6 protein-coding genes are annotated in these 6023 nt (G+C 72.2%); 4 read left to right on the forward strand and 2 right to left on the reverse strand.

The genetic code is table 11. From position 1 onward, the window contains the following. Positions 1 to 16: 16 nt before the first annotated feature. The gene (locus ACFRAC_RS32020; protein WP_382936442.1) at positions 17 to 1306 is read left to right on the forward strand and encodes a hypothetical protein; all 1290 of its coding nucleotides are present in this window, start codon (positions 17 to 19) and stop codon (positions 1304 to 1306) included. A 23-nt stretch (positions 1307 to 1329) separates the two neighbouring features. Here the strand turns inward: ACFRAC_RS32020 and ACFRAC_RS32025 are convergent, their stop codons facing one another. Beyond that, positions 1330 to 3168: an ABC transporter ATP-binding protein gene (locus ACFRAC_RS32025; protein ID WP_382936449.1), complete on the reverse strand. Its 1839-nt coding sequence runs from the start codon at positions 3166 to 3168 to the stop codon at positions 1330 to 1332. 264 nt (positions 3169 to 3432) lie between these two features. Between ACFRAC_RS32025 and ACFRAC_RS32030 the strand changes: the two genes are divergently transcribed. Then, the gene (locus tag ACFRAC_RS32030; protein ID WP_382936457.1) at positions 3433 to 3591 is read left to right on the forward strand and encodes a hypothetical protein; all 159 of its coding nucleotides are present in this window, start codon (positions 3433 to 3435) and stop codon (positions 3589 to 3591) included. 31 nt (positions 3592 to 3622) lie between these two features. Further along, positions 3623 to 4072 carry a hypothetical protein gene (locus tag ACFRAC_RS32035; RefSeq protein WP_382936463.1) on the forward strand — a complete coding sequence of 150 codons (450 nt, stop codon included), beginning with the start codon at positions 3623 to 3625 and terminating at the stop codon, positions 4070 to 4072. Between the two features lie 36 nt (positions 4073 to 4108). Here ACFRAC_RS32035 and ACFRAC_RS32040 read toward each other — a convergent pair whose 3' ends face one another. Then, positions 4109 to 5035 (reverse strand): GNAT family N-acetyltransferase, encoded by a 927-nt coding sequence (locus ACFRAC_RS32040; RefSeq protein WP_382936467.1) that lies wholly within the window; start codon positions 5033 to 5035, stop codon positions 4109 to 4111. Positions 5036 to 5150: 115 nt separating this feature from the next. Between ACFRAC_RS32040 and ACFRAC_RS32045 the strand changes: the two genes are divergently transcribed. Continuing rightward, entirely contained in the window at positions 5151 to 5933 is a 783-nt protein-coding gene (locus ACFRAC_RS32045) for a DUF817 domain-containing protein (RefSeq protein WP_382936470.1), read from the forward strand. The last annotated feature ends 90 nt before the right edge of the window (positions 5934 to 6023 follow it).

Below are 6023 nucleotides of genomic sequence, written 5' to 3' on the forward strand. Positions count from 1 at the left end.
TCGATCAGAGGACCCCATGTTCCCCACCACCCCCGGGCTTCGTGTGCACCGCAGGACCGCCGGCGCGGTGGGTGCCGTCGCCCTGCTGGCCGTGTGCGCGGCCCCCGCCGCCGCGGACGACCCGGCCCCCGCCCCCGGACTGGTGCTGGAGAAGATCGCCCCGATCGACGGGGTGCGGCCGGGCAGCACGTTCACGGTGCCCGCCCGCTTCGCGTACACGGGTACCGAGGCGCTCGGCAAGGTCTGGCTGAAGTACACCGTCAGCCACGGGCTGACCCTGGGCGAAGTGCCGTCCAACTGCCGTGCCTTCAAGACCTGGGGCTACGACGAGATCCCGACCGGCGCCATGGCGCTGTGCGCGTTCGACCAGCCGCTGAAGCCGGGCGTGGTCTACGCGCCCGAGGGCGGGCTGAAGATCGGCGCCATGGACCGGGCGCTGTACGAACGCCTCGACGTCTCGGTCACCGACTACGAGGCCTACCCCGGGGACGAGGCCACGTCGGGTCCCGTGCCGGGAACCGGCCCCGCCCTCAAGCTGGTCGAGCAGCCGGACGCCACGCCGTACGAACCCGGCACCCCCGTCGAGGAGGACGCGCACTTCAAGCGGACGCCCGTGACGGCGGCGAACACCGCGGACTTCCAGGTGCTGGGCGGAGCGCTGAAGGGCCGTGTCGGGGACACCGTGGACCTCAGGGTCGGCTTCGTGAACGCCGGTCCGGCCTGGGTGCAGGTGTACAGGGACGGTGTCCCGCTCGCCGAGGTCCAGGTCAAGTTGCCCGCCGGCACGACGGTGACGAAGCAGCAGGGCTGCGAGAAGGTGTCCTCCGGGACCTACCGGTGCCCCTACGACCTGCCCTGGGCCGACGAGGACGAAGAGTACGCGCGCACCTTCAAGGTGCGCATCGACAAGGCCGTCGCGGGAGCCAAGGGGTCGGCGACGCTGGTCGGCGAGCCCGGGGGCTGGGACACCGACCAGAGCAACGACAAGGCCGCCATCACCCTCCAGGTGACCGGGGGCGGTGGCACGGCCGGTGGCGGCTCGTCGTCCGGCGGCTCCCCCTCCGGCGGGGGCAGCGGGTCCACCGGCGGCTCCTCGTCCACGGGCGGGTCCGGCACCGGCGGCACCGGCGGCGGCTCCTCCACGGGCGGCTCCGTGACCGGCTCGACGGACGGCGCCGTCTCTGGCGACCTCGCGAGCACCGGCTCCGACTCGGCCCTGCCCCTCGCCGGGGCCGCTGCCGCCGCCGTGGGCGCCGGAGCGGCCGCCGTCCTGGTGGTGCGCCGCCGCCGATCCGCACGCGGCTGAAGTCGCCGCCGCGCGGGTCGTGTTCAGGGGAGCTCGGCCCGCGCGGGGGCGGCGTCCTCGGTCCGCGCGGGCGTGTCGTCCAGGAAGCCGCCCGACTGGTGCTGCCAGAGCCGCGCGTAGGCGCCGTCCAGGGTGATCAGCTCCTCGTGGGAGCCCTGTTCGACGATCCGCCCGTGATCGAGGACGACGAGCCGGTCCATACCGGCGACCGTGCTCAGCCGGTGCGCCACGACGAGCGCGGTGCGCCCCTCCATGAGCCGCCACAGCGCCTCCTGGACGAGGATCTCGCTCTCCGAGTCCAGGGCGCTGGTCGCCTCGTCGAGCAGCAGGATCGGCGCGTCCCGCAGGATCGCGCGGGCCAGGGCGACCCGCTGGCGCTGCCCCCCGGACAGCTTGATCCCGCGCTCGCCGACCATGGTGTCGAAGCCGTGCGGCAAGGCGTCGGCGAACTCGGTGACGTGCGCCGCCTCGGCCGCGCGGCGGATCTCCGCGTCACCGGCCCCGGGCCGGGCGAAGGCGATGTTGTCCCGCAGGGTGCGGTGGAACATCGCCGGGTCCTGGGGCACGTACGCCATCAGGCCGCGCAGGTCGGCCTGGCGCATCCGGCTGATGTCCTGACCGCCGATCAGGATGCGGCCGCCGTCGACGTCCGTCATCCGCAGCAGCAGCCGGGTGAGGGTGGTCTTGCCGCCGCCCGACCGGCCCACCAGGCCGACCCGTGACCCGGCGGGCACCTCCAGGTCGAGCCCGTCGAACAGCGGGCGGCCACCGCGGTGGGCGAAGGTGACCTTATCGAAGCGGACGTCCAGGGCGCCGCACGGCGCCGGTTCCGGCACGGGCGGGTCCAGCACGGTCGCCGGCGTCAGCAGCAGTTCGGTGAACTGGGCCGCCTCCGTCATGGAGTTCTCCAGCCGGCGGTAGATCTGGTTGAACTCGAACATGATCCGGGTGGCGTTGCTGTAGTAGGTGAACGCGACCACCACGGCTTCCACGCCGTGCTCGCCGCCGCCGAGGGTCACCGCGAGCAGCAGCCCCAGCGCGTTGGTCAGGACCGACATCGGCGCGACCAGGGTGTCGATGCGCAGATTGCCGTAGTCCCAGGAGCGCAGCGTCAGCCGGCGGGAGGTCGCCACGCGGGAGCGGTGCTCGGCGGCCTCGCGCTCCTCGGCGGCGAACGCGCGCACGGTGTCCATGTTCATGAGGCTGTCGGCGACATGGCCCGCCACCCGCGCGACCGCCTCCTCGCGCTGGTCGACGAGGGCCTGGCGGCGCCGGATGAGCGGCACCACGCAGACCGCCGTCACCGAGATCATCACCAGCAGGCCGACGACGAGCAGCGGTTCGTACCGCCACAGCACCACGGCCCCGAAGAGCAGCGGTACGAGGCTGCCCATGATCTGGAACGTCAGCGTGTCGACGAACTGCTCGAAGCGGGTGGCGAAACTCAGCACCCGCTTGGTGAGCGAGCCGGCGAAGTTGTCGTGGAAGAACGCGGCGTCCCGGGCGAGCAGTTCGTCCATCCCGAGCACGTACAGATGCTCGATGCCGAGGGCGTCCAGCCGGTTCAGGCAGTGCAGGGCGACGCGCCACAGCGCCTCCGCGAGCAGCAGCACGGCGATGAAGCCGAGGACGTACGGCAGGGTCGAGGAGACGGTGACCTGCCCGCCGCCGGCGATGTCGCCGACGAGCTTGGCCACGATGAGCGGAGCGATGTAGTTGATGCCGATGTTGCCGAGGGACGTCAGCAGCATCGCCGGGGCCGTCAGCCACTTGAGGCGGACGAGTTCCCGGCCGTAGTGGCGCAGTGCGAGCAGAACCGAGCGCTTGCCCGGCAGGGTCCTACGGGTCTCAGACGTTCCCATCCCACCCCTGTTCGGTTCAGGCGACTACGTGGAGTCACGGCGTGAGTACGGCAGTGTCCCGCGCCGACACCCGCTCCGTCCAAGGCTTTTCCGGTCGTCGGGCGCTCTCTGTGAGCTTGTGATCAGTAGGGAAATACGACTTTCCGCTACCGTCAGTAACATGATCAACTTGCTCCTCGGGTGTCTCACGCGGTCTCCCCGGCGTTCCGCAGCGTCCGCCCCGCGGACCCTCGACCCATCCGTCAACCACTCCCGAGGACATCGATGTCATCTCCCGAAGAGGCGCTGCGGCAGGCGCGCGCCGACTATGAGCAGCACATGCGGACCTGCCGGCAGTGCAATGTCGACACGACCCCGTGCGCCGTCGCCAAGCACCTGCTACGCCTGTACAACAACGCGCGCCGAGGCGCCCCTCGGCGCTGAGGCCCGACTCCGCCGTCCCCAGGAGGACTTCGTGCGCTCCCTGCCCCGCTCGCCGGCCGGCTGGACGATGGCCGTCTTCGGAGTCCTCGCGGCCGTCATGGGGATCGTCGGCCTCCTCGCTCCGGACGTCCTGCTGAAGGTGATGGGGTTCGCGCCGGTGGCGGAACCGGAGCGCGCCGAGGGGGACCACACCCTGGTCTTCGTGACCGCGTCGTCCATGGCGGCGCTGAACATGGGCGTGTACTACGTGCTGGCGGCCCTCGCGGACTGGCGGGCGTTCTTCCGCTGGACTGTGCCCTTCCGCCTGCTGACCTGCACGGTCTTCACCCTCGCCGTGATCGGCGGCCGGGCTCCGGCCGGCTTCCTGGGGGTGGGGCTGTGGGAGGGTGCCGGCGCGCTGGCCACGGCCGCGGCCCTGCGCCGTGAACCGCGGGGGGCGCGCGGGCCAGAGCGGGAGCCCGCGGGCGCGCCCGGCGCGTGACGGGGCCAGGAGCGCGTCAGCACGCTCGGCAGGCCGTCACTTCAGGACCGTCTCCCAGGTGTCCACCGCGTAGTGGACGTCCAGGCCGTGCCGGGCGTACAGCGCGGGGGCCCCGGTGGCGTTGGCGGTGTCCACGCCGAGTCCGACCATGTCCCGCCCGCGCGCGGCGAACGCGGCGAACGCGTGCCGCAGCAGCATGCCGCCCACGCCCCGCCCCCGCGCCTCGCGCCGCACCCCGATGCTGCGGATCCAGCCCATCGCCTCCCGGTCGTCGCGGGCGAGCAGGAACCCGCTGTCGCCCAGGTCGTCCGTCTCGACGAGCCACACCAGGGACCAGTCGAGCAGGTCGGCGTCGATGTCGCGCAGCCACTGCTCGTAGGTGCGCGGCCGGAAGTCGAAGTGCTCGGCGAACGCGGACTGGTGCAGCGCGTGCACCCGCGCCCGGTCCCCCTCGTCGGCGCAGGCCCGCAGCCGCACACCGGGCGGCACGGACGGAGCCAGGTCGCGGGCCGCGTCGAGCGGGCGCCGCAGCACGTGGTAGCGGCGCACGACCTGCCAGCCCCGCCGCTCCAACAGCTCCTTGTCGGTGGTGGGTTCGGCGTTGAGGTGCAGATGCACCACCGCCCGGGCCGCGCCGTTCTCCCTGGCCTTGGCCGGCGCCCGCGTGTCCATCGCGTCCAGCAGCAGCTCACCGGCCCGCTGGTGGTCGGGGAGCACGTAGTGGTCGACGTCGATCCGCTCGCCGCCCGACTCGTCCCACAACAGGCCGTACGCCACGAGGCGTTCACCGTCGAAGGCCAGCCACGAGTCACGCGCGAGGGTGATGTCGGGCCGCTTCAGGTCGGATTCGACGGCGTGCAGGTCGGTCTCGGGCCGGCCTATCTCGATGCGGTCGATCTCATTGAGCAGGTCGGTCACGGCGGCCGCGTCGTCGAGGCCGGCCGGGCGAAGTGCGTAGGGCATGGGCCAAGGGTCCAGGGGCGCGGGGGACCGCCGCAACGGATTTTCGGCGGAACCCGCCGTCCGGGAACCTCACGACCGGGGCAACCGAACGCACGGCGTGATCGTCTTTTTGAACATGTTCACCGCAACCGGCCCCGTGGGCGCGCCCCTGCGCCACCTGCTCGACTTCGCGTGGATACAGACGCGGTCGTGCGCCTTCGCCATCGCCCTGATGTCCGGCGTCGCCGTGTCCGGGCTCCTGCACGGGCTCCCCGTGGCTCGCTACGACCTGCTCGTGGTCTACGGGGTGCTGCTCACCCTGCTCTTCTGGCTGCGGGGCTGGGAGAACGGCCGGGACGTCGCCGTCATCGCGGTCTGTCACGTGGTCGGCCTGGCCTTCGAGATCGTCAAGGTCTCCCTCGGCTCCTGGAGCTACCCGGAACCTGCCGTGCTGAAGTTCGCCGGCGTCCCGCTGTACGGCGGCTTCCTCTACGCCGCGGTCGGCAGCTACGTCTGCCGCGCCTGGCGCCTGTTCGACCTCGAACCGGTCCGCTACCGGCCCCGGACGACCGCCCTCGTGGCCGCCGCCGTGTACGTCAACTTCTTCACCCACCACTGGCTGCCCGACGTCCGCTGGCTGCTCGCCGTGCTCCTGCTGGCCGTCACGGCGGGCACGTCGGTGCGCTACACGGTGCGCGGGCGGCGCCTGCGGATGCCGCTGGCCCTGGCGTTCGTCCTCATCGGGTTCTTCCTGTGGATCGCGGAGAACGTCGCCACCTACCTCGGCGCCTGGCGCTACCCCTACCAGCTCGACGGCTGGCAGCCGGTCGGCGTCGAGAAGTTCGGCGCCTGGTCGCTGCTGATCAGCGTCACGTTCGTCCTCGCGGCGGTCGCCCGGTCGCGTCGGCCAGGTCCCTAGGGCGTGTTTCGAAAGTCCCGTCTGGTCCGCGACGCCTGGCACGGCGCCTCGCCGCGTTGTCGGGTCGTCCGCGTACGCCCAGTACGCGGA

Origin of the sequence: Streptomyces sp. NPDC056628, assembly GCF_042792555.1 — a bacterium.
GTDB lineage: Bacteria > Actinomycetota > Actinomycetes > Streptomycetales > Streptomycetaceae > Streptomyces.